The organism is Bacillus sp. AR2-1, assembly GCF_008368755.1.
Lineage (GTDB): Bacteria > Bacillota > Bacilli > Bacillales > Bacillaceae_G > Bacillus_A > Bacillus_A wiedmannii.
In genome coordinates this window covers 18,113-41,163 of record NZ_QORY01000026.1, presented here as the reverse complement: position 1 = coordinate 41,163, position 23,051 = coordinate 18,113, and the positions used below count along the sequence as shown (strand labels likewise).

Below are 23,051 nucleotides of genomic sequence, written 5' to 3'. Positions count from 1 at the left end.
TTTTAAAAAGATTTATAGATTTCTTACTTCTTATATATAATAGAATGAGAGTAATTTCTACTATTATTTCACTTTATTTTCAGAAAAATTTATGGACTGTAAGTAAGGACTGTATATTTTCTTGAAATATGAGCAATAGATGATAAAGATATTAAGTATTAACTCGTTTTTATCCCGCATTAACAAGCAGTAAGATTCTAAATTTAAAATTTGGCTAGAGCAAAGAAGTTAAGTTGGAGTCGGATTGCTCGTAAAAGCCTGATTGGTGCGGGCTAATAATCCGCGGGAGTGAACAAAACCCCAACAGATTAAAGTTTCACTTTATATATAAGTTTTTGATATACTATTTATAAATACATATGAGGTTATCCGGGAGGTCCAAAACAATGACAGAGGAAAATAAGTCCTTTTATATTACTACCCCAATTTATTATCCAAGTGGAAAATTACACATTGGACATGCTTATACAACAGTAGCAGGAGATGCGATGGCACGATATAAGCGTATGCAAGGATACAATGTTCATTATTTAACAGGAACTGATGAGCATGGACAGAAGATCCAAAAGAAAGCAGAAGAATTGAATGTTACACCACAAGCATATGTGGATAACATTGTTGCAGGAATTAAAGAGCTTTGGGAGAAAATGGATATATCTTATGATGATTTTATTCGTACAACTGAAGATCGTCATAAAGATGTTGTTGAAAAAATCTTCAAGCAACTAGTAGATCAAGGTGATATTTATCTTGATGAATATGAAGGTTGGTATTCTGTACAAGATGAGACATTCTATACAGAGCATCAATTAGTAGATCCAATTATGGAAGGTGAAAAAGTAGTTGGAGGAAAAAGCCCAGATAGTGGTCATGATGTAGAACTTGTTCGTGAAGAATCGTATTTCTTTAGAATGGGTAAATATGTCGACAGACTATTAAAATTCTATGAAGATAATCCACATTTCATTCAGCCAGAGTCTCGTAAGAATGAGATGATTAATAACTTCATTAAACCAGGCCTAGAAGATTTAGCTGTTTCTCGTACTTCATTTGACTGGGGAGTTCGTGTTCCAGGTAACCCGAAACACGTTATTTACGTATGGGTTGACGCATTATCTAACTACATTACAGCATTAGGTTATGGAACAGAAAATGAAGAGATGTATAAGAAATTCTGGCCAGCTGATGTACATTTAGTTGGAAAAGAAATCGTTCGTTTCCATACAATTTATTGGCCAATCATTTTAATGGCATTAGATTTACCTCTTCCGAAAAAAATCTTTGCTCATGGTTGGATTTTAATGAAGGATGGAAAGATGAGTAAGTCAAAAGGAAACGTAGTAGATCCAGTTACTTTAATCGATCGTTACGGATTAGATGCATTACGTTATTACTTACTTCGTGAAGTTCCATTCGGATCTGATGGCGTATTCACACCAGAAGGATTTGTGGAGCGCATTAATTTCGATTTAGCAAATGACTTAGGTAACTTATTAAATCGTACAGTAGCTATGATTGATAAGTACTTTAACGGAGAAATCCCTGCATTTAAAGAAAATGTAACGGAATTCGATGAAACGTTAGTAACGTTTGCAAAAGATACATTGAAAAAAGTAGAAGAGGCAATGGAGAATATGGAATTCTCTGTAGCGCTAAGCTCAATTTGGCAATTGGTTAGCCGTGCAAATAAATATATTGATGAAACACAACCGTGGGTATTAGCGAAAGATGAGAATGATCGTGAAAAATTAGCTTCTGTAATGGCTCACTTAGCAGAAGTGCTTCGTCAAACAGGTATTATGCTTATGCCGTTCCTAACAGTAGCACCAAGTAAGATGTTTGCTCAGCTTGGACTTACTGAAGAGGCACATAAATCTTGGGAAAGCCTATCTACAATTGGCTGTATTCCAGCTGGAACAAAAGTAGAAAAAGGAAACCCGATTTTCCCGCGTTTAGAAATGGAAGTAGAAGTAGGGTACATTAAAGAACAAATGAAAAGCTCTGCTCCTAAAGTAGAGGAGAAAAAAGAAGAAGAACCGAAAGCAGAAGAAATTACAATTGATGATTTCTTTAAAGTAGAATTACGCGTAGCTGAAGTACTATCAGCTGAACCTGTGAAAAAAGCAGATAAGTTGTTAAAAATTCAGCTGGATTTAGGTACAGAAAAGCGTCAAGTTGTTTCAGGAATTGCAAAATTCTATTCGCCGGAAGACCTAAAAGGTAAAAAGGTTATTTGTGTAACAAACTTAAAACCTGTAAAATTACGCGGTGAATTATCACAAGGTATGATTTTAGCGGGTGAAGAGAATGGCGTATTGTCATTAGCATCAATCGACCAAAATCTACCAAACGGTACAAAAATCAAGTAATTAAGACAAGAAAAGAGATGTTTCACGTGTAACATGTGTGAAGCGTCTTTTTTCTTTTTACACTCTCTATTTTTGCATTAAAATTATAGTATTGTTATCGTTAAGTTATTAAAGAGCTTATTTTTTAGAATAAACTTGATTTCAATATAAAAGGAGTTATGTATTATGTTGTTTGATACACATTCACATTTGAATGCAGAGCAATTTGAAGAAGATTTGCAAGAGGTTATTGCACGAATGAAAGAAGCGGGAGTTACCTATACAGTTGTTGTTGGTTTTGATGAAATAACGATAAAAAAGGCGATTGAATTAGCTGAAACTTATGATTTTATTTACGCTGCGGTTGGATGGCATCCAGTTGATGCAATTGACATGACAGAAGAACATCTAGCTTGGTTAGAAGAACTTGCTTCTCATCCTAAAGTCGTTGCACTTGGAGAGATGGGATTAGATTATCATTGGGATAAATCTCCAAAAGAAATACAGAAGGAAGTATTCCGTAAACAAATTGCATTAGCCAAAAAAGTGAAATTGCCGATTATTATACATAACCGCGATGCAACTCAAGATATTGTTGATATTCTAGAAGAAGAGAATGCAGCTGAAGTGGGAGGCATTATGCATTGCTTTAGCGGCAGCGTAGAAGTAGCAGAGCGATGTGTTGATATGAACTTTTTAATTTCATTAGGCGGACCAGTTACATTTAAAAATGCTAAGAAGCCGAAAGAAGTTGCTGTGGAGATTCCATTAGAGAAATTGTTAATAGAGACAGATTGTCCATATTTAACACCACATCCATTTCGAGGAAAACGAAATGAACCGAGTTATGTAAAACTCGTAGCAGAAGAAATTGCGAATTTAAAAGGAATTTCTTATGAGGAAGTAGCAGAAATAACAACAAAAAATGCAAAAGCTTTATTTGGTGTTGAATAAAAAGGAGTGGGAGAACCCATCCTTTTTTATTTTTGTGAAAAAATAAGGGCGAATGAGGAAGTGTTACAATAAGGAGAGAGAACAAAGTTTTGGACATTCTATTTTTTAAAATGTAAGAATGGGGAAAATAATAATGGAAAAGTCGTCATTTTTTTGTTTTACTAAGTAGAGACGAAACGAGTGTGGAGGCAAGCATGAAAATTAAAGAGATTATCGTTGTAGAAGGTAAAGATGATACAGTTGCGATTAAGCGTGCTGTTGATGCGGATACAATTGAAACGAACGGTTCAGCAATCGGTGATCATGTTATTGAGCAAGTTAAATTAGCGCTGCAAAAACGGGGCGTTATTATTTTCACAGATCCGGATTATCCTGGAGAGCGTATTCGAAAAATTATTTCTGATAAGGTGCCTGGATGTAAACATGCTTTTTTACCGAAGGAAGAAGCACTTGCCAAAAGGAAAAAGGGTGTCGGGATTGAACATGCTTCTAATGAATCAATTCGCCGTGCTTTAGAGAATATACATGAAGAAATGGAAGCTTACACAAGTGAAATTAGTTGGAGCGATTTAGTCGATGCAGGCTTAGTGGGCGGAGAAATGTCAAAGAGTCGCAGAGAAAGAATGGGTAAGCTATTAAAGATCGGTTATACAAACGCAAAACAGTTACATAAACGTTTACAAATGTTTCAAGTTTCAAAAGAATCTTTTGCAGAAGCTTATAAGCAAGTCATACAGGAGGAAAGAAAATGAAGGATATCGCAACGCCAAATCGTACGAAAGACATTGTTGAAAAGTATGGATTTTCATTCAAAAAAAGTTTAGGACAAAATTTTTTAATTGATACGAATGTATTAAATCGTATTGTCGATCACGCTGAAATTAGTTCAGAAAGTGGTGCAATTGAAATTGGACCAGGTATCGGTGCGTTAACAGAACAATTAGCGAAGCGTGCTAAAAAAGTAGTAGCTTTTGAAATTGATCAGAGGTTATTACCGATTTTAGATGAGACGTTAGCTCCATATAGTAACGTTACAGTTATAAATAAAGATGTACTAAAAGCGGATGTACATGAGGTGTTTAGTGAGCAATTTGAGGAAGGGCAAGATGTAATGGTAGTAGCGAACTTACCGTACTATATTACAACGCCAATTTTATTTAAATTGTTGGAAGAGAAATTACCGGTTCGTGGATTTGTTGTTATGATGCAAAAAGAAGTTGGAGATCGTTTAGCTGCTAAACCTGGAACGAAAGAGTATGGTTCTTTATCCATTGCTATTCAGTATTATACAGAGGTAGAAACAGTTATGACTGTACCACGTACAGTGTTTGTGCCACAACCAAATGTTGATTCTGCGATTATTCGTCTCCTAAAGCGCCCGAAACCAGTTGTAGAAGTAACAGATGAGACATTCTTCTTTGAAGTAGTACGAGCAAGTTTTGCACAGCGTCGTAAAACTTTAATGAATAATTTATCAAATAATTTAAATGGTTTCCCGAAAGATAAAGAGCTGTTGGGTCGAATTTTAACAGAAGTAGGAATTGATCCAAAACGAAGAGGCGAAACGCTATCTATCGAGGAGTTTGCAACATTAAGTAATGCATTAGTTCTTCATAAATTGTCATAAGAATAGAAAAGGGACAGTTCAACTTGAACTGTCCCTTTTGTCACCTTTCCTCTCCTACATTCATACTTTAAAAACAGGTAAGATGGCCTAACGAGTTTGGAGGTAGGAGAATGGCTTTACATGTTGGAGAATTAGTGGAACGATATTCTCATAATAGGGATATCCTTTTTCGTATTATAGAAATAAAAGGCGAGATAGCTATATTATTTGGAGAGGAAATTAGACTGGTGGCAGATGCGCCACTTGAAGATTTAATTAGTATAGATCAACGAGAGCATAAAAAAAGAGCGAAGCGTGAGAAAGAAACGATGGAGCGTACGTATCGTTTGTTTCAACAAGATTATGTATTAATGAAACAAAGGCATGAACACACTTCAACGGGTGGATATACAAGTGAGGTGAATTATTTTCAAATGCCAGGACGTGTATTGCATATAGATGGGGACCCGTTATATTTGCGCAAGTGCTTAGACTTATATAATAAAATTGGTGTTCCTGTACAAGGTATTCATTGTAAAGAAACAGAGATGCATGAAAAGGTAGTAGATTTAATAGATCATTTTCGTCCAGACATTTTAGTTATTACGGGGCACGATGCATATACAAAATCAAAAGGGGTAAAGGGAGATTTAGCAGCATATAGGCATTCAAGGCATTTTGTACAGGCTGTTCGAGAAGTGAGAAAAAAATATCCATCATTGGATCAACTCGTTATTTTTGCTGGGGCATGCCAATCACACTTTGAAGCATTAATTCGAGCAGGTGCTAACTTTGCTAGTTCACCATCTAGAATTAATATTCACGCACTAGATCCTGTATATGTGGTTGGTAAAATTAGTTTTACGTCATTTATGGAAAGAGTAAATGTATGGGATGTTGTACGTAATACGATTACCGGCGAAAAGGGACTTGGCGGGATTGAGACGAGGGGGATTTTACGAACTGGATTACCCTTTCAACATTATGAAGAATAAGCAAGGTACATATGTATCTTGCTTTTTTGTATGGGAAGGATTTAAATCAACTTGGATAAAAAGAGACAAGAACGCGCAGACTACATAATGATACTTTTACAATATAGTATTTCTTCTATCTATTTGAACGCATGATGCTTTTATAATGATATTGTCTGTGAGTTGCGGTTAATAATTGGGATAGATATATCGTGTTTTAAGTGTTCAATCTAAATTACAGCGAGGTGTAACAAAGTATATGTCAAAACGTTTAGATGAAATTAAAAGCGAATTAGATCACCATCTTGGACAGAGACTGATGTTAAAGGCAAATAGTGGGAGAAGAAAAACAGTAGAACAATCAGGTGTACTTGCAGAAACGTACCGTTCTGTTTTTGTTGTACAATTGGATCAGCAAGAAGATGCGTTGCAACGTGTATCATATAGCTATGCAGATGTTTTAACAGAGACAGTAGAGTTAACGTTTTATGGTGAACCTCATAATGAAGTGATTTTATAATTCATGTATCGTTACATATATTCCCACAAATGAAAAGCTATATTATTTTGCATACTAATTATACCGTAGCAAAATAAGGAGGGACTCTGCATTGAGTAGACGAAGAGGTGTCATGTCAAATCAATTTAAAGAAGAGCTTGCAAAAGAGCTAGGCTTTTATGATGTTGTTCAGAAAGAAGGATGGGGCGGAATTCGTGCGAAAGATGCTGGTAACATGGTGAAACGTGCTATAGAAATTGCAGAACAGCAATTAATGAAACAAAACCAGTAGTTGTAAGATACTTTCTATGCTACGGTAGCCGAGGAGTGATTCCTCGGCTTTTTGTACTCGAAAAGGTGCCATCATTTTACATAAGTAGTTTCATTCTGAATGCTTTTCGTTATAATTAGGGAAGTGTCATCGTCTTACTATAAATTTATGGTAAAATAAACGATAAAAGATTGAGTACATAGAGTGGGTGAATAGATTGAAGCTACTAGTGAAAGCACCAGCAAAGATTAATCTGTCGTTAGATGTACTGGGAAAAAGACAAGACGGATATCATGAAGTGAAAATGATTATGACAACAATTGATTTAGCGGATCGTTTAGAACTAATGGAATTAGCAGAAGACCGTATTGAAATTTTATCCCATAATCGGTATGTCCCAGACGACCAAAGAAATTTAGCTTATCAAGCAGCGAAATTATTAAAAGAGAAGTTTAATGTGAAAAAAGGCGTATCTATTACTATTGAAAAAACGATTCCAGTAGCAGCTGGATTAGCAGGTGGAAGTAGTGATGCAGCAGCGACATTACGTGGCCTTAATAAATTATGGAATTTAGGGCTTACAATTGATCAGTTAGCAGAGCTTGGCGCAAAAATCGGATCAGATGTATCGTTTTGTGTATATGGTGGGACAGCAATTGCCACTGGAAGAGGAGAGCAAATTGAGCACATAAAAACTCCACCTTCTTGTTGGGTTATTTTAGCAAAACCCCATATTGGTGTATCTACTGCTGATGTGTATGGAAATTTAAAGTTAAATCGAGTTACACATCCAAATGTAGATAAAATGGTTAACGTCATAAATGCTGGGGACTACAAAGGGATTTGTGATACTGTTGGTAATGTTTTAGAAGATGTAACGTTTGCGATGCATCCTGAAGTTGCACGTATTAAGGCACAGATGAAGCGATTTGGGGCGGATGCCGTATTAATGAGTGGAAGTGGCCCAACCGTATTTGGTCTTGTGCACCATGATTCGCGAATGCATCGTATATATAACGGATTAAAAGGATTTTGTGAACAAGTATACGCAGTACGTTTATTAGGAGAGCGAGAAACGCTTGAATAAAGACGTATAATACGTTATGATTTGTTTAGAATATTCGTGATTTGAGGTGAGAGTATGAAAATTAGACGAAGTACAAGATTAGTCGATATGACGTATTACTTGTTACAAAACCCTCGTCAGCTAGTTTCTCTCACTTTTTTTGCTGAAAGGTATCAATCGGCTAAGTCTTCCATTAGTGAAGATTTAGTTATTATTAAGCAAACGTTTGAACAACAAGGGGTCGGCACATTGCAAACGGTACCAGGAGCAGCAGGAGGAGTGAAATATATACCATATATAAGTGAGGAAGAGGCAGATCTAATTATTGGTGAGCTTTGTAGCTTATTTGAAAATCCAGATCGTATTTTGCCCGGTGGTTACTTATATATGACAGATCTTTTAAGTAATCCTCGCCATATTAATGGCGCAGGTCGTTTGTTTGCTTCTGTTTTTGCTAGGCAACCAATTGATGCGGTTATGACGGTGGCAACGAAGGGGATTCCACTTGCTTATGCGGTGGCAAATTACTTAGATGTACCGGTAGTAATCGCAAGGAAAGATAATAAGGTAACAGAAGGCCCAACTGTTAGTATTAACTATGTATCAGGTTCTTCTAAGCGAATTCAAACAATGACGTTAGCAAAGCGTAGCCTTCCAGAGGGATCAAATGTTTTAATTATTGATGACTTCATGAAAGCTGGCGGGACAATTCAAGGTATGATGAGTATGTTAGAAGAGTTTAAGGCTAATGTTGTTGGTATTGGTGTATTAGTAGAATCCACGGATATTGAAGAACGACTAATTAATAATTTTGTATCATTAATTCGTCTATCAGAAGTTGATGTGAAAGAAAAAGCGATTCAAGTGGAAAAGGGAAATTATTCACTGGCACCATTTGATGAAGGGCTTGTAGAGGCTGAGTAAAAAGGTAAAGCAGATCGCTTTATCTTTTTTTTATTCTATTTATAAATTATAAAATAGATGGACAAACTGCTTTTCGTGCACTATTTTTAAAGAGTAAAAATAAATAATAAAAGGGTGAAAAAATATGAAAGTTGTTCAAACAAGCAATGCACCACAAGCAATTGGACCATATTCACAAGGGATTATTGTAAATAATATGTTTTACAGTTCAGGACAAATTCCGTTAACTGCAAGTGGAGAGCTTGTAGCAGGAGACGTGACAGTACAAACAGAGCAAGTATTTCAAAATTTACAAGCGGTATTAGAAGAAGCAGGTGCTTCATTTGATACAGTAGTAAAAACAACAGTATTCTTAAAAGATATGGATGATTTTAATGCTGTTAATGAAGTATACGGCTCTTATTTCTCTACTCATAAGCCAGCTCGTTCTTGTGTACAAGTAGCAAAATTACCGAAAGATGTTTCAATTGAAATCGAAGTAATTGCCCTAGTTAAGTAATCTTTTGTAAGCGATAACCTCCACTAATCTCTATATTCAATTACATTAAAAATTTTTATCTTAAAAATTTTTAAAAAATTAAAGGGAAAATAGAAATTTTGTGGAATTTATACAAATATATCGCTTATTTAGAAAAGGGTGGTGAACACAAGATGGAAGTGACTGACGTAAGATTACGCCGCGTAAACACAGAAGGCCGCATGAGAGCAATTGCCTCTATTACTCTAGACCATGAATTTGTTGTTCATGATATTCGTGTAATTGATGGTAATAATGGATTATTTGTAGCAATGCCAAGTAAACGTACTCCAGATGGAGAATTCCGTGACATTGCACATCCAATTAATTCTAATACACGCTCTAAAATTCAAGATGCGGTTTTAACAGAGTATCATCGTTTAGGCGAGTTAGAAGAGGTTGAGTTTGAAGAAGCGGGTGCTTCGTAAAATTCGAATGAAAAGGGCTTTTTAAAGAAATCCCTATAATTTTGCAACAAACTCCTGTAAGCATTTACAGGAGTTTGTTTTTTTTGTGTGGTTTTATCTATTTTTTGTACGGAAAATTCTGAATTTATTAAAGTGAAGAGGAAAACTTCTAATTTTTTCAAAATCATTTTAAATAGTATAGCTTATTTCTTAAAAAAGATACTAAAGAGTAAAACATCGTATAAGAATTATGGTAAAATTTAATAGTTAAAATGTGTTTCTTGAAATATATGATGATTTAGGATAATATCGTTAATGGATAAATAGGTTGCGATGGAGGGTCTATATGTCAAACAGATTTGCAGTGATTCTAGCTGCAGGCAAAGGCACACGTATGAAGTCTAAGCTATACAAAGTGCTTCATCCTGTATGTGGAAAACCTATGGTACAACATGTTGTCGATCAAGTAACGCAATTAGGATTGCAGAAACTTGTAACAGTCGTAGGACATGGTGCTGAAATGGTACAAGAACAGCTAGGAAACGTAAGTGAGTTTGCATTACAAGCAGAACAACTTGGTACAGCGCACGCTGTCGATCAAGCTGCAAGTGTACTTGCAAATGAAGAAGGAACAACTTTAGTTATTTGTGGTGATACGCCGCTAATAACTGCTGAAACGATGGAAGCATTGCTTCAGCAACATAAAGAAGCAGGGGCAATGGCAACGGTGCTAACAGCTTACATAGAAGAACCTGCTGGATATGGTCGTATCGTTCGTAATGAGAATGGTCATGTTGAAAAGATTGTTGAGCATAAGGATGCAAATGAGAAAGAATTAGCTATTAAAGAAATCAATACAGGTACGTATTGTTTTGATAATAAAGCTTTATTCGCCTCACTTTCTAAAGTTTCAAATGATAACGTACAAGGTGAATATTACCTGCCAGATGTTATTGAGATTTTAAAAAATGAAGGTCATATCGTATCGGCTTATCAAACAGAGCACTTCGATGAAACGTTAGGTGTTAACGACAGAGTCGCTCTATCGCAAGCGGAAATTATTATGAAAAACCGTATCAACCGTAAGAACATGGTAAATGGTGTTACAATTATTGATCCAAGTAACACGTATATTTCTGCTGATGCAATTATCGGTAGTGATACAGTTCTTCATCCAGGAACAATTATTGAGGGGAATACTGTAATTGGTTCTGATTGTGAAATTGGACCGCACACAGTAATTCGCGATAGTGAAATTGGAGATCGTACGACAATTCGACAATCTACTGTACATGATAGTAAACTTGGTACAGAAGTATCGGTTGGTCCATTTGCACATATTCGCCCAGATTCAGTTATTGGAGATGAAGTACGCGTTGGAAACTTCGTGGAAATCAAAAAAACTGTTTTTGGTAATAGAAGTAAAGCTTCACACTTAAGTTATATCGGGGATGCACAAGTTGGAGAAGACGTGAATCTTGGTTGTGGTTCAATTACGGTGAACTATGACGGTAAGAATAAATTCAAAACTGTGATTGGTAACGGGGTATTTATTGGATGTAATTCAAACCTTGTCGCTCCTGTAACAGTTGAAGATGGTGCTTATGTGGCAGCAGGCTCTACAATTACAGAGAATGTTCCATCAAAAGCATTATCTGTAGCACGTGCACGTCAAGTTAACAAAGAAGACTATGTTGATCAATTGCTGAATAAGAAAAAATCATAATGTGGAGGGTTAATCTAGATGTCGACTCAATATCTAAATTCTAATTTGAAAGTATTCTCTTTAAACTCTAATAAGGAACTTGCTGAGCAAATTGCAAAGCACATTGGAGTAGGACTAGGAAAATGTTCTGTTGATCGTTTTAGTGATGGAGAAGTTCAAATTAACATTGAAGAAAGTATCCGTGGTTGCGATGTATTCATTATTCAATCTACAAGCTTCCCAGTAAACGAACATATCATGGAATTACTTATTATGATCGATGCATTAAAACGTGCATCTGCAAAAACAATTAATATTGTTATTCCTTACTATGGTTATGCGCGTCAAGACCGTAAAGCGCGTTCTCGTGAACCAATTACATCGAAACTTGTAGCAAACTTGCTTGAAACAGCAGGTGCAACTCGTGTAATCACTCTAGATTTACATGCTCCACAAATTCAAGGGTTCTTTGATATCCCAATCGACCACTTAATGGGTGTACCGATTCTTTCAGATTACTTTGAAACAAAAGGTCTTAAAGATATCGTAATCGTGTCACCTGACCACGGTGGGGTAACTCGTGCTAGAAAAATGGCAGATCGCCTAAAAGCACCAATCGCTATTATTGATAAGCGTCGTCCTCGTCCGAACGTATCAGAGGTAATGAACATTATCGGTAATATTGAAGGTAAAACAGCAATTTTAATTGATGACATCATTGATACAGCTGGTACAATTACATTAGCAGCAAACGCTCTTGTTGAGAACGGTGCTTCTGAAGTATATGCTTGCTGTACACACCCAGTATTATCTGGTCCAGCAATTGAGCGTATCCAAAACTCAAATATTAAAGAGTTAGTTGTAACGAACTCTATCGTATTACCAGAAGAGAAGAAAATCGACAAAGTACATGAACTTTCAGTTGCTCCACTAATCGGAGAAGCAATCATTCGTGTATACGAAGAAGAATCTGTAAGTGTATTATTCAATTAATTGGATAGAATGAGACGTAACCAAGATTGGTTACGTCTTTTCGTATCGAAAAAAGAAAGTAGTGGTACAAGAATGAAATTGATAGTAGGACTTGGGAACCCGGGTAGAGAATATGAATTAACAAGGCATAATATTGGATTTATGGCGATTGATGAACTTGCAAAGCGTTGGAATATTTCTTTGAATGAACAAAAATTTAAAGGAGTATTTGGTGCAGGATTTGTTAATGGAGAAAAAGTAATCTTATTAAAGCCACTTACATATATGAATTTATCTGGGGAAAGTATTCGACCACTCATGGATTACTATAAAATTGATGTTGAGGACTTCGTTGTTCTGTACGATGATTTAGACATCCCTGTAGGTAAATTACGCCTTCGTATGAAAGGTAGTGCTGGTGGACATAATGGTGTGAAATCAACAATTTCACATTTAGGAACACAAGAGTTTCAACGTATCCGCATGGGAATTGATCGTCCGAAAAATGGCATGAAGGTAGTAGATTACGTATTAGGACGTTTTACATCGGAAGAAATTCCTGATGTGAGTCATTCTATTGAAAAAGCAGCGGATGCATGTGAAGAATGGTTAAATAAACCTTTTCTTCAAATCATGAATACCTTCAATAGTTAAGGGTATGATTGGGAATATTTTGTCTTGTTTTTACCCATACTAGTAGTAATTGGATTTTTAGGAGGCTAGTATGGAAGGGTATTATTATTGCAGACATTGCGGGAGTAATGTAGGCTCCGTTACTGCAGAAAAAGTGTATAGCGACGTTTTATTTCAACTAACAGAGCAAGAAGTAGTAGAGATGATTCATTTTCATGAGAATGGAAATATATATATAAAAACGATTTGTGAATCGTGTCAAGAAACGCTCGCATCTTATCCTGAGTATTATGAATATGAAAAATTTCTGCAATAAAATGTTGTCGCTTTGGCATGTCCAAAGCATTTTTCTGTTTTCTTTTTCCAAAATATTTGCATAAAATATAGTGGCTTGCTCTTTATGTTGAGAGGGGTTTTGAAAATGATAGGTTTATTAGAGCAATTTTATAAAAATGAAGAGATCCAATCGGTTATTAATGGACTAGAAGATGGTTTAAAAGAACAACTTGTATCAGGTATGGCAACCTCTTCTCGTTCGTTATTAATGGCGGCCTTATATAAAAAAACAAAAAAATCACAACTTATTGTGACGCATAATTTATATCAAGCACAAAAAGTGCATGAAGATTTAGTGGCGTTACTTGGTGAAAAAGATGTGTGGTTATACCCAGTAAATGAATTGATAGCATCAGAAATTGGTGTTGCAAGCCCAGAATTGAAGGCGCAACGTATTGAAGTATTGAATCGTTTAGCGGCAGGAGAGAACGGGATTATTGTAGCGCCAGTTGCAGGACTACGCAGATTTTTACCAATGAAAGAGTTGTGGAAGCAAAGGCAAATCGAAATCAATCTAGGGCAAGAGATTGATTTAGATACATTCTTGCATACTTTACATCATATTGGTTATGAGCGTAAGTCGATGGTAGAAGCTCCTGGGGAATTCAGTTTGCGCGGGGGGATATTAGATATTTACCCATTAACTGAAGAGTTACCATTTCGTATTGAATTTTTCGATACAGAAGTTGATTCTATTCGATTATTTGATGTGGATGAACAGCGCTCTCAAGATAAAAAAGAAAGTGTTAGATTTGGTCCAGCAACAGAGTTTTTATTTTCACAGGAAGAATTGAAGTCGGGAATTGAGCATCTTGAGGAAGGCTTGACTAAGACGATGCAAAAACTTTCCGATGATAAATTGAAGACTACAGTGCTTGAAACGGTAAGTCATGAAATTGAGATGTTAAAAAACGGGCAAAGTATAGAACAGATGTTTAAATATTTATCTATTTTCTATAAAGAACCTGCTAGTCTGATAGATTATTTACCTGAAGATGGTATTGTGGTTTTGGATGAGATTTCTCGTATTCAAGAAACGGCATCACATCTTGAAACGGAAGAGGCGGAATGGTATATATCACTTCTTGGTGAGGGAACAATTATTCAAGATTTATCTTTCTCACACTCGTTTGAGGAATTTCTTCATCATAAAAAAAGAAGTTTTGTATATTTAACGTTATTCTTACGTCATATAGCACATACACATCCGCAAAATATTGTGAATGTGACATGTAAAACAATGCAAGATTTCCATGGGCAGATGCAGTTGTTGAAAACTGAAATTGATAGATGGAACGAAGGGCATTTTACGACTGTTGTGCTCGGCACAGATGATGAACGTGTAAAAAAACTACAACATATTTTAAGTGATTATGATATTGAGGCAGATATCGTAGAGGGCACAGATATATTATTGCCTGGAAGGTTGCAAATTGCTGTAGGTGATTTACATGCAGGATTTGAAATGCCGATGCAAAAGCTTGTTGTTATTACTGAAAAAGAGCTTTTTCATAAAAAAGTTAAAAAATCACAACGTAAGCAGAAGTTATCTAATGCTGAACGTATTAAAAGTTATTCGGAATTAAAAGTTGGAGATTATGTAGTTCATGTAAATCATGGTATAGGTAAATTCTTAGGTATCGAGACACTAGAGATTAATGGTGTTCATAAAGATTACTTGAATATTAAATATCAAGGTAATGATAAGTTATACGTTCCAATTGAACAAATTGACCAAGTGCAGAAATATGTAGGATCTGAAGGTAAGGATCCTAAAGTTTATAAATTGGGCGGAAATGATTGGAAAAAGGTCAAAACGAAAGTTGAAAAATCTGTACAAGACATTGCGGATGACCTAATTAAATTATATGCTGAGCGCGAAGCTTCAAAAGGTTATGCATATACACCAGATACGGCAGAACAACAAGAATTTGAATCTTCTTTCCCATATCAAGAGACAGAGGATCAATTACGTTCTATTGACGAGATTAAGAAAGATATGGAACGTGGACGTCCGATGGATAGGCTTCTTTGTGGTGATGTAGGATATGGAAAGACGGAAGTAGCTATCCGTGCGGCATTTAAGGCAATTATGGATGAAAAACAAGTTGCAATTTTAGTGCCGACAACGATCCTTGCACAACAACACTATGAAACAATTCGAGAGCGTTTTCAAGATTATCCAATCAATATAGGATTATTAAGTAGATTCCGTACGAGAAAACAGCAAAATGAAACAATTAAAGGCTTAAAAGATGGTACGGTAGATATCGTAATCGGAACGCATCGTATTTTATCTAAAGACGTTACTTATAAAGATTTAGGTCTTCTTATTATTGATGAAGAACAAAGGTTTGGTGTAACGCATAAAGAAAAAATTAAACAATTAAAAGCAAATGTTGACGTGTTAACATTAACGGCAACTCCGATTCCGCGTACACTCCATATGTCTATGCTTGGTGTGCGTGACTTATCTGTTATTGAGACACCACCAGAAAATCGTTTCCCAGTCCAAACGTATGTAGTAGAGTATAATCCAGCGTTAATGCGAGAAGCGATAGAACGAGAGCTTGCAAGAGGTGGGCAAATTTACTTCCTATATAATCGTGTGGAGGATATCGAAAGAAAAGCAGATGAAATTTCGATGTTAGTTCCAGACGCGCGTGTAACGTATGCACATGGGAAAATGAACGAAGGTGAATTAGAGTCTGTTATGCTATCGTTTTTAGAAGGGCAGCATGATGTTCTTGTAAGTACAACAATTATTGAGACGGGTGTAGATATTCCGAATGTAAATACGTTAATTGTATTTGATGCAGATCGTATGGGATTATCGCAGCTGTATCAGCTTCGTGGTCGTGTTGGACGTTCTAATCGTGTTGCATATGCATACTTTGCATACAAACGAGATAAAGTGTTATCAGAAGTTGCAGAGAAGCGTCTGCAAGCCATTAAAGAGTTCACAGAGCTTGGGTCAGGTTTCAAAATTGCGATGAGAGACTTATCCATTCGTGGTGCAGGTAACTTGTTAGGAGCCGAACAGCATGGATTTATTGATTCTGTCGGATTTGATCTATATTCTCAAATGTTAAAAGATGCAATTGAACAGCGTAGAGGAACAGATGGGGTTGAAAATACAGTTAATGTTGAAATTGATTTAGAAGTAGATGCATATTTACCAGATGCTTATATTTCAGATAGTAAACAAAAGATTATGATGTATAAACAGTTTAGAGGTGTTTCTGCAATTGAGGATATTGAAGAGTTGCAGGAAGAGATGATAGATAGATTTGGTGATTACCCGCAAGAAGTTGGTTACTTATTGCAAATTGCAAATATTAAAGTATTGGCAATGAAAGAACAAATTGAGTTAATTAAGCAAAATAAATTTGAAGTGACAATTCTGTTCTCAGAACAAGCAAGTCAAAATATTGATGGCGGAAAATTATTCATGCTTGGAAATAGTTTTGGACGTATGATTGGTCTAGGAATGGAAGGATCGCAATTGAAAATCGTTATGAAAACAAATGGTTTAGAGACATCGAAGTGGTTAACAATTGCTGAAAATTTATTAAAAGGCCTACCAGATGTAAAAAAAGAAGTCATAAATGCCTAATATAAGATAAAAAAATACAATTCGGCGTGCATAGAAGAACTAATGTGTAAAATACTATGTCTAACAGTTGGTGATTTTTACATGAACAGGTAAATTCACCACTTTGATCATCAGTAGAAAGTGAGGCAGCATTAGAATGAAAGCAACTGGAATCGTACGTCGAATTGATGATTTAGGTAGGGTAGTAATCCCGAAGGAAATTCGTAGAACTTTACGTATTCGAGAAGGAGACCCACTAGAAATATTTGTTGATCGCGATGGAGAAGTGATTTTGAAAAAATATTCTCCAATTAGTGAACTAGGTAATTTTGCAAAGGAATATACGGAAGCTTTATACGATAGCTTAGGACATAATGTGCTTGTATGCGATCGTGATTCTATTATCGCAGTAGCAGGCGTATCTAAAAAAGAATACTTAAATAAAAGTGTTGGCGATTTAATTGAGAAGACAATGGAAGAGCGTAAGTCTGTAATTATGACAGATGAAAGCGAAATTTCAATTATTGATGGAGTAACAGAAAAAGTGAGTTCCTATACAATTGGCCCGATTGTTGCGAATGGGGATCCAATTGGAGCTGTTGTTATCTTCTCTAAAGAGGATATTATAAGTGAAGTAGAGCATAAGTCAGTAAATACAGCTGCAAGCTTTTTAGCGAAACAAATGGAGCAGTAAGGCTATATCGAATTTTAGAAGTAGCAATCTTTCCTAATTATGATATTTCTTTTTGAGAAATCAAATATTTGGAGATATATGTATATTGAATGAAGGTAGCGCTTTGCTACCTTTTTTCGTTGAACATTTCTAGCGTTGCACGAACGTATTATTACTCGTGTAGGCAAGGAAGCTTGTCCTTTTCTTTATGATATAATACGAGGGGTGAGAATAGAAAAAGGAGTTTTCTTGTATGGAATCGAAGAAGTATCAAGCCTTTTGGCGTGGGGCTATTATATTAACAATCGCAAGTTTTGTTACAAAGGTATTAAGCGCTTTTTACCGTATTCCATATCAAAATATAGCGGGTGATATTGGTTTCTATATTTACCAACAAATCTATCCGTTTTATGGATTTTGTTTAATTTTAGCTACTTATGGGTTCCCCATTATAATTTCAAAAATGGTTGCGGAACGATTAGAGCGAGGGAAACAACAAGAAGCAGAAGAAATTATCTGTGTATCTTTTTGGTTTTTATTAGGAATTGGTTTCGTAGGCTTTTTTACATTGTTTTTTGGTGCCGAAACAATTGCAGCAGCCATGGGTGATATACACTTAGATAAGTTATTACGTGTTATTTCATTTTCATTCATATTGATGCCGTTTTTATCTGTAGCAAGAGGATATTTTCAGGGGTTCAATAATATGATGCCAACAGCTGTTTCGCAAGTGATAGAACAAACAATTCGTGTTTCTATTATTGTATTTTTATCTCTATTCCTAATTGCTCGCGGATTTGATTTATATACAGTCGGTGCAGGTGCTATGTTAGGTTCAATCGCAGGCGGACTAATTGGGATTATCGTACTTGTACTTTATATGCGTCATGACTTTCGTTCTATATTTTTCAAGAGTGTAAAGAGAATTAAGGGAAAAAAGAGGATCATTAAAATTCTGTTTTGGCAGGGATTGGCGATTTGTGTTAGTAACTTAGTACTTATTTTTATACAAATGGCGGATTCCATTTCCTTCTATTCCTTACTTATTGGGGCAGGAGAGCAAGCTGAAAGTGCAAAGGTATTAAAAGGTGTTTACGACAGAAGTATCCCGCTTATGCAATTAGGTACTGTCGTGACAACTTCTTTCTCATTGTCACTTATTCCAATTATTACAGCGGCGAAGGAAAGAGGAGATCTTTCCTTTATTCGAGAAAAGGTAAAGTTAGCAATGAAAATAACATTTGTTATTGGATTTGCAGCTGCCATTGGATTAACTTGTATTATTCAGCCTACGAATATTATGTTGTTTGAAAATAGTGATGGGTCAGATGTTTTATCCATTTTATCTTTATCTATTTTATTTAGTTCATTGTCGATTACAACTGCTTCTATTTTGCAAGGGTTAGGACAAACATTAAAACCAGCAATATTCGTTATATTTGGGGGTTGTTTAAAGTTAGCTTTAAATTATACATTAATGCCGTATTTTGGTGCGAAGGGAGCTGCAATTGCAACACTAGTTGCGTTAATTGTAATTTCTGTGCTAAATAGTGCATTACTTATGCAAGCTGTATCCGAATCGCTTATCGATAAGCGTAATATGTTAGGTGTAGTTATTAGTGGTATCGGTATGGGGTTTGTATTAATAATATTTATACGTTTGATGCAAATGTCTGGATTAGTAATTGATACAAGGCATAGAGGAATTGCAACACTTGAGGCATTGTTAGGTGTAGCTATCGGTGGATTAACATATGTGTTTTTAATTTTAAAATTACGTGTATTTACAAAAGCGGAAATAGGAACCGTTATGAAAAAAGAGAAAAAAGAAGGTTCATTGAAGAAGAGTGGATAGAGGTGGCAGGTTGTGAGTGGAATCATTACTATTTTAGGATTAGGTGCTGGTGAGTTAGATCAGTTAACGATGGGTGTATATCGAAAAATAAAAGAAGCAGATCACATGTTTGTTAGAACGAAGGAACATCCCGTTATAGAAGAGTTGGAGAAAGAAGGTATACAATATACAGCCTTTGACAGTGTATATGAAGCGCATGATACATTTGAAATTGTATATGAAACAATCGCCAATACATTGTTAGAACAAGCTGAAGGCACAGAAATCATCTATGCCGTGCCAGGGCATCCGCTTGTAGCGGAAAGAACGGTTCAGCTACTGTTGGAAAAAGGCGAAGTAGCGAATGTTGAAGTGCGCATTGAAGGTGGACAAAGTTTCCTTGATCCTATGTTTGCGAGTCTAAAGATTGATCCGATTGAAGGATTCCAATTAATTGACGCCACATCATTTGAAAGAGGACAATTAGAATTACGTCAACATTTAATCTTTTGCCAAGTATATGACGCATTCGTTGCATCTGATGTGAAATTAACATTAATGGAGATGCTATCAGATGATTATGAAGTGTATATCGTAACAGCTGCAGGGACTTCATTTGAACAAGTTAAAAAGGTGCCGTTGTACATGTTAGATCATGAAACAGAGTTGAATAATTTAACGAGTGTATATGTACCACCAGTTAAAGAACGTGCGTCCTTGTATCAACAGTTTGATGTGCTTAGAGAAATTATTGCAGACCTTCGTGGACCGAATGGTTGTCCGTGGGATAAAAAGCAAACACATCAATCTTTAAAGAAGTATTTAATTGAGGAAGCTTATGAAGTGTTGGAAGCAATTGATGAAGAGGATGATGATCACTTAGTAGAAGAACTGGGTGATATATTATTACAAGTTATGTTGCATGCTCAAATCGGGGAGGATGAAGGTTGGTTCTCTATAGATGATATTATTCGAACTTTATCTGAGAAAATGGTTCGCCGCCACCCGCATGTATTTGGGAATACGGATGTAAATAATGCCGATGAAGTAATTGCCAATTGGGAAGAAATTAAAAAACAAGAAAAAGGATTCGTGAAAGAATCTGTTTTAAATGGGGTTCCAAAAAGTTTGCCACAGTTACTACGCGCCTATGAAATCCAGAAAAAAGCTGGCAAAGTTGGTTTCGATTGGGTTAATGTACAACCGATGATAGAGAAAGCCTTAGAAGAATGGCAAGAGTTCCAACAAGAAGTTACAAATATGGATGAGGCGAAAATGTTAGGTGAATTTGGCGATTTACTATTTGCGTTTGTGAATATAGCTCGTCATTATAAAATAGATCCCGAAGAGGCGTTACGTTCAACGAATGAGAAATTCGTCGGTCGTTTCTTATACATGGAAGCAAAGGTAGCTGAAATGAATAAAGAGATGCAAGATTTATCATTAGAGCAGTTAGACGTTTTATGGGAAGAGGCAAAACAAACAGAGCGTTAATAGGGGGATTTGATATGCGTCTAGATAAGTTTTTAAAAGTATCACGTTTAATTAAAAGAAGAACATTAGCGAAAGAAGTAGCTGATCAAGGAAGAATATCAATTAATGGTCAAGTGGCAAAGGCGAGTTCAGATGTAAAAGTAGCTGATGAATTAACAATTCGTTTTGGTCAAAAAATAGTAACTGTAAAAATAAACGAATTGAAAGAAACGACTAAAAAAGAAGATGCAGCAAATATGTATAGTTTAGTTCGCGAAGAAAAAGTAAAGGCTGAAGAAGGCTTGTTCTAAAATCAATTATCCCTTCATACATTACTATTAGCTAGTATAAATCTATGGGGGGATTTACGTGAATAATGGTTACTCACCTATGTCTTCTAATCAACAAAATGTTTCGGTAGAGCATGATATTATTATGCGTGGCAGGCGTGTAATTGATATTACCGGTGTAAAGCAGGTAGAGAGTTTTGATAGCGAGGAGTTTTTACTTGAGACCGTAATGGGTTTTTTAACAATTCGTGGTCAAAATTTGCAAATGAAAAATTTAGATGTAGAAAAAGGTGTTGTATCGATTAAAGGGAAAGTTCATGAGATGCTGTATATTGATGAGAATCAAGGGGAGAAAACTAAAGGATTCTTTAGTAAGTTGTTTAAATGAGCCTAACAATTCAGTTGTATACGATGCTCTCAATGATCGGAATGGGTGCTTGGATTGGAGCGTCTTTAGATACATACCAACGATTTTTAAAGCGGCAAGAACGTAAACGTTGGCTTGTATTTATACATGATATACTATTTTGGATTGTCCAAGCATTATTCGTTTTTTATGTACTACTTCTTGTAAATGAAGCTGAACTACGTATATATGTATTTTTGGCATTATTATGTGGTTTTGCGGCATATCAAAGCTTATTGAAAGCAATATACATGAGACTGTTAAATTTTCTCATCTATATTTTTATGCAAACAACACATTTTTTTGTTCAAATTATAAAGCTACTCATGATAAAACCTGTTATTATTATAGCGCAGCTATTTATTGCATTTATATTATTCTTATTTCGTATACTGCTTTCAATTGGACATGTGTTATGGAAAATGGTGATTTGGATATTACTTTTCATATGGAAAGTTTTTTTCTGGCCTGTTCGATTTATTGCTTCGCTCATATGGAAACTTCTCCCTAATCGTGTTAAACTTTTTATAATGAAACATGTAGGGTTCCTGCAATATATAGCAAAATTGAAGGGACACATCTTCCAATTATGGGGGCGTATAAAAAAGAAGTTAGGGGGACCTCGGAAATGAGGGAACTGAGACAAAGAACAATCGAAAAACAGAGTCCAAATCCTGTTAAAGAGCATATAATACAAACGGATGAGAACAGGAAGCGACTTTATCGCCGTTTAGCGGTTTTTCTTGTCTTTGCTTTTACAATTATTGCGAGTATTAGTGTAACGTTTTATCAACAAAACAGTTCCATTAGAGCAAAAGAAGCAAAAGTTAAGGACATGAAAAAAGAACTGGATTCATTAACGAATAAAGAAAAGAGTCTAAAAGACGAAGTTCAAAAGTTGAATGATGAAGAGTACGTATTAAAGATTGCTAGAAGGGATTATTTCTTCTCTGGAAAAGGGGAGATAATTTTTCCTGTTTCTAAGTAGAGTATGTCTTATTGACACTATATTTTAGGATTATATATAATAAAGTAAAATTTGACTTTTTAACCACTAAGGAGGAGCATTTTTTTTATGTCAATCGAGGTAGGCAGCAAGTTACAGGGTAAAGTAACAGGTATTACAAATTTTGGGGCTTTTGTGGAGCTGCCAGAAGGCTTAACGGGTCTTGTTCATATTAGTGAAGTTGCTGATAATTATGTGAAAGATATTAACGATCACTTAAAAGTGGGCGACCAAGTAGAAGTAAAAGTTATTAACGTTGAAAAAGATGGTAAGATCGGTCTATCTATTAAAAAAGCGAAAGAGCGTGAAAAAACAGAAGGAGATCGTCCACGTGGTGAATACCAACGCGGTGGCGGTGGCGATCAACAACGTTCTGGACGTCCACAACGTAATCGTTCTTTCAACAGAGATAACCGTGGCGGCGGTAACGAACGAGCTCCAAAAGAAACATTCGAGCAAAAGATGGCACGTTTCTTAAAGGACAGTGAAGATCGTTTAACTTCTTTAAAGCGTAACACAGAATCTAAACGTGGTGGCCGTGGCGCACGTCGCGGATAATAAG

24 protein-coding genes are annotated in these 23,051 nt (G+C 35.7%); all 24 read left to right on the top strand.

Annotation, left to right across the window (positions count from 1 at the left end; translation table 11 throughout):
- Window positions 1-386 precede the first annotated feature (386 nt).
- The 24 genes from metG to DT250_RS25780 all read left to right on the top strand — a co-directional run bounded on the left by metG (window position 387) and on the right by DT250_RS25780 (window position 23,047).
- A complete protein-coding gene (metG, locus tag DT250_RS25895; protein WP_048542191.1) occupies window positions 387-2,369 on the top strand; it encodes a methionine--tRNA ligase in 1,983 nt (660 codons plus the stop codon).
- A 165-nt stretch (window positions 2,370-2,534) separates the two neighbouring features.
- Window positions 2,535-3,302, top strand: a complete 768-nt coding sequence (locus DT250_RS25890; protein WP_149213911.1) for a TatD family hydrolase — start codon at window positions 2,535-2,537, stop codon at window positions 3,300-3,302.
- Window positions 3,303-3,496: 194 nt separating this feature from the next.
- Window positions 3,497-4,054: a ribonuclease M5 gene (rnmV, locus tag DT250_RS25885; RefSeq protein WP_149213910.1), complete on the top strand. Its 558-nt coding sequence runs from the start codon at window positions 3,497-3,499 to the stop codon at window positions 4,052-4,054.
- Window positions 4,051-4,929, top strand: a complete 879-nt coding sequence (rsmA, locus tag DT250_RS25880) for a 16S rRNA (adenine(1518)-N(6)/adenine(1519)-N(6))-dimethyltransferase RsmA (RefSeq protein WP_149213909.1) — start codon at window positions 4,051-4,053, stop codon at window positions 4,927-4,929. Before rnmV ends, rsmA begins: the two co-directional genes overlap by 4 nt.
- Window positions 4,930-5,039: 110 nt before the next feature.
- Window positions 5,040-5,903, top strand: a complete 864-nt coding sequence (gene yabG, locus DT250_RS25875; protein ID WP_001173738.1) for a sporulation peptidase YabG — start codon at window positions 5,040-5,042, stop codon at window positions 5,901-5,903.
- Between the two features lie 238 nt (window positions 5,904-6,141).
- Complete coding sequence (veg, locus tag DT250_RS25870) at window positions 6,142-6,402, top strand: biofilm formation stimulator Veg (RefSeq protein WP_000044349.1); 261 nt, start codon at window positions 6,142-6,144, stop codon at window positions 6,400-6,402.
- Window positions 6,403-6,493: 91 nt separating this feature from the next.
- Window positions 6,494-6,673, top strand: coding sequence for an acid-soluble spore protein SspF (gene sspF, locus DT250_RS25865; RefSeq protein WP_001985066.1), 180 nt, complete (start codon window positions 6,494-6,496; stop codon window positions 6,671-6,673).
- A 196-nt stretch (window positions 6,674-6,869) separates the two neighbouring features.
- Window positions 6,870-7,739, top strand: a complete 870-nt coding sequence (ispE, locus tag DT250_RS25860) for a 4-(cytidine 5'-diphospho)-2-C-methyl-D-erythritol kinase (protein WP_000772096.1) — start codon at window positions 6,870-6,872, stop codon at window positions 7,737-7,739.
- Between the two features lie 54 nt (window positions 7,740-7,793).
- Complete coding sequence (gene purR, locus DT250_RS25855) at window positions 7,794-8,642, top strand: pur operon repressor (RefSeq protein WP_000702481.1); 849 nt, start codon at window positions 7,794-7,796, stop codon at window positions 8,640-8,642.
- A 124-nt stretch (window positions 8,643-8,766) separates the two neighbouring features.
- Window positions 8,767-9,141: a RidA family protein gene (locus DT250_RS25850; protein ID WP_000869826.1), complete on the top strand. Its 375-nt coding sequence runs from the start codon at window positions 8,767-8,769 to the stop codon at window positions 9,139-9,141.
- A gap of 152 nt (window positions 9,142-9,293) precedes the next feature.
- Entirely contained in the window at window positions 9,294-9,587 is a 294-nt protein-coding gene (gene spoVG / locus DT250_RS25845; RefSeq protein ID WP_000454042.1) for a septation regulator SpoVG, read from the top strand.
- A gap of 325 nt (window positions 9,588-9,912) precedes the next feature.
- Complete coding sequence (gene glmU, locus DT250_RS25840) at window positions 9,913-11,292, top strand: bifunctional UDP-N-acetylglucosamine diphosphorylase/glucosamine-1-phosphate N-acetyltransferase GlmU (RefSeq protein ID WP_000071045.1); 1,380 nt, start codon at window positions 9,913-9,915, stop codon at window positions 11,290-11,292.
- An 18-nt stretch (window positions 11,293-11,310) separates the two neighbouring features.
- Window positions 11,311-12,264, top strand: coding sequence for a ribose-phosphate diphosphokinase (locus DT250_RS25835; protein WP_000107420.1), 954 nt, complete (start codon window positions 11,311-11,313; stop codon window positions 12,262-12,264).
- 72 nt (window positions 12,265-12,336) lie between these two features.
- Window positions 12,337-12,897: an aminoacyl-tRNA hydrolase gene (gene pth, locus DT250_RS25830; RefSeq protein WP_080377450.1), complete on the top strand. Its 561-nt coding sequence runs from the start codon at window positions 12,337-12,339 to the stop codon at window positions 12,895-12,897.
- A gap of 70 nt (window positions 12,898-12,967) precedes the next feature.
- Window positions 12,968-13,192: an anti-sigma-F factor Fin family protein gene (locus tag DT250_RS25825; protein ID WP_000399441.1), complete on the top strand. Its 225-nt coding sequence runs from the start codon at window positions 12,968-12,970 to the stop codon at window positions 13,190-13,192.
- 105 nt (window positions 13,193-13,297) lie between these two features.
- Window positions 13,298-16,828, top strand: a complete 3,531-nt coding sequence (gene mfd, locus DT250_RS25820) for a transcription-repair coupling factor (protein ID WP_000579706.1) — start codon at window positions 13,298-13,300, stop codon at window positions 16,826-16,828.
- Window positions 16,829-16,964: 136 nt separating this feature from the next.
- A complete protein-coding gene (gene spoVT / locus DT250_RS25815) occupies window positions 16,965-17,501 on the top strand; it encodes a stage V sporulation protein T (protein WP_000648313.1) in 537 nt (178 codons plus the stop codon).
- Window positions 17,502-17,733: 232 nt separating this feature from the next.
- Window positions 17,734-19,335 (top strand): putative polysaccharide biosynthesis protein, encoded by a 1,602-nt coding sequence (locus tag DT250_RS25810; RefSeq protein ID WP_149213908.1) that lies wholly within the window; start codon window positions 17,734-17,736, stop codon window positions 19,333-19,335.
- A 12-nt stretch (window positions 19,336-19,347) separates the two neighbouring features.
- Entirely contained in the window at window positions 19,348-20,808 is a 1,461-nt protein-coding gene (gene yabN, locus DT250_RS25805) for a bifunctional methyltransferase/pyrophosphohydrolase YabN (protein ID WP_149213907.1), read from the top strand.
- 14 nt (window positions 20,809-20,822) lie between these two features.
- Window positions 20,823-21,098, top strand: a complete 276-nt coding sequence (locus tag DT250_RS25800) for an RNA-binding S4 domain-containing protein (RefSeq protein WP_001234876.1) — start codon at window positions 20,823-20,825, stop codon at window positions 21,096-21,098.
- Between the two features lie 58 nt (window positions 21,099-21,156).
- The gene (gene yabP / locus DT250_RS25795) at window positions 21,157-21,465 is read left to right on the top strand and encodes a sporulation protein YabP (RefSeq protein ID WP_001059101.1); all 309 of its coding nucleotides are present in this window, start codon (window positions 21,157-21,159) and stop codon (window positions 21,463-21,465) included.
- Window positions 21,462-22,115 (top strand): spore cortex biosynthesis protein YabQ, encoded by a 654-nt coding sequence (yabQ, locus tag DT250_RS25790; RefSeq protein ID WP_000059764.1) that lies wholly within the window; start codon window positions 21,462-21,464, stop codon window positions 22,113-22,115. The genes yabP and yabQ overlap by 4 nt, the downstream gene beginning before the upstream one ends.
- Window positions 22,112-22,471, top strand: a complete 360-nt coding sequence (gene divIC / locus DT250_RS25785) for a cell division protein DivIC (protein ID WP_001208737.1) — start codon at window positions 22,112-22,114, stop codon at window positions 22,469-22,471. The genes yabQ and divIC overlap by 4 nt, the downstream gene beginning before the upstream one ends.
- An 87-nt stretch (window positions 22,472-22,558) precedes the next feature.
- Window positions 22,559-23,047: a S1 domain-containing RNA-binding protein gene (locus DT250_RS25780; RefSeq protein WP_000021454.1), complete on the top strand. Its 489-nt coding sequence runs from the start codon at window positions 22,559-22,561 to the stop codon at window positions 23,045-23,047.
- The last annotated feature ends 4 nt before the right edge of the window (window positions 23,048-23,051 follow it).